Annotated in this window: 1 protein-coding gene; it reads left to right on the forward strand. The window is 55.6% G+C overall.

The annotated features are described in order from the left end of the window. Positions 1 to 1,588, forward strand: a 1,588-nt coding sequence (locus CX664_RS25095) for a DUF1601 domain-containing protein (RefSeq protein ID WP_146000366.1), incomplete at both ends; no start/stop codon positions are given.

Consider the following 1,588-nt stretch of genomic DNA (forward strand, 5'->3'; position numbering starts at 1 on the left):
AATTAAAGAATACACGTCAGCTGCTAAAAAACCGTTAAACCGGGCGGAACAAAGTCAGCTGATACGTATGCTGCAAAACTTTATCCCAACACGGAGCTGGAATTGGCGAAGCCTGACGACAACACTTCATTCATTGACTTCAGCGGGTGTTTTTACCCCTCATTACCCCATGGATGAGCGTGTTAAGCTTACTCAAGCTCACTTATTGTCAACCCTACTGGATGCAATAATATTTAACTGCAGCCAAAAACCTCAAGCCAGGAATATTGATGCCCGGGGTATCGCTAACCTGCTTTGGGCCATGGCAAAACTGGTGGACAAAGGGCAGAAGCAGACACCGGAGTTTAACGAGGCCGTGGTCGCGCTGTTGCCCCACGTGAGCGCAATGAAAGACCAATTTAAGGCCCAGGGCATTGCCAACCTGCTGTGGGCCATGGCGAAACTGGTGGACAACGGGCTGGAGCAGACACCAGAGTTCAAAGAGGCCATGGGTGCCCTGTTGACCCACGTGAGCATACAGAAAGACCAATTCAATGCCCAGGGTATCGCCAACCTGCTGTGGGCCATGACGAAACTGGTGGACAACGGGGAGTGGACACCGGAGCTCAAAGAAGCCGTGGCCGCGCTGTTCCCCCATGTGAACGCACAGAAAGATCAATTTAATACCCAGAATATTGTCAACCTGCTGTGGGCCATCGCGAAACTGTCGGACAACGGGCAGAAGCGGGCACCAGGGCTCAACGAGGCCGTGGCCGCCCTGTTGCCCCTCGTGAACGCACAGAAAGACCAACTTAATGCCCAGGGCATTACCAACCTGCTGTGGGCCATTACGAAACTGGTGGACAACGGGCTGGAGCGGACACCAGGGCTCAACGAGGCCGTGGCCGCCCTGATGCCCCTCGTGAACGCACAGAAAAACCAACTTAATGCCCGGGACATTGCCAACCTGCTGTGGGCCATTACGAAACTGGTGAACAACGGGCTGGAGCGGACACCAGGGCTCAACGAGGCCGTGGCCGCCCTGTTGCCTCTCGTGAACACACAGAAAGACCAATTTATTCCTCAGCATATCGCCAACCTGCTGTGGGCCATGGCGAAACTGGTGGACAACGGGCAGGAGCGGACACCAGGGCTCAAAGAGACCGTGGCCGCGCTGTTCCCCCAGGTGAACGCACATAAAGACCAATTTAATGTCCAGGATATCGCCAACCTGCTGTGGGCCATGGCGAAACTGGTGGACAACGAGCAGGAGTGGACACCAGGACTCAAAGAGGCCGTGGCCGCCCTGTTGCCCCACGTGAACGTACAGAAAAACCAATTTAATGCCCAGGGAATCGCCAACCTGCTGTGGGCCATGGCGAAACTGGTGGACAATGGGCAGGAGCAGACACCGGGGCTCAACGGGGCCGTGGCCGCCCTGTTGCCTCTTGTGAACGCACAGAAAGACCAATTTATTCCTCAGCATATCGCCAACCTGCTGTGGGCCATGGCGAAACTGGTGGACAATGGGCAGAAGCAGACACCGGGGCTCAACGGGGCCATGGCCGCCCTGTTGCCTCTCGTGAACGCACAGAAAGACCAATTTATT

The organism is Endozoicomonas acroporae (assembly GCF_002864045.1).
Classification (GTDB): Bacteria; Pseudomonadota; Gammaproteobacteria; order Pseudomonadales; family Endozoicomonadaceae; genus Endozoicomonas; species Endozoicomonas acroporae.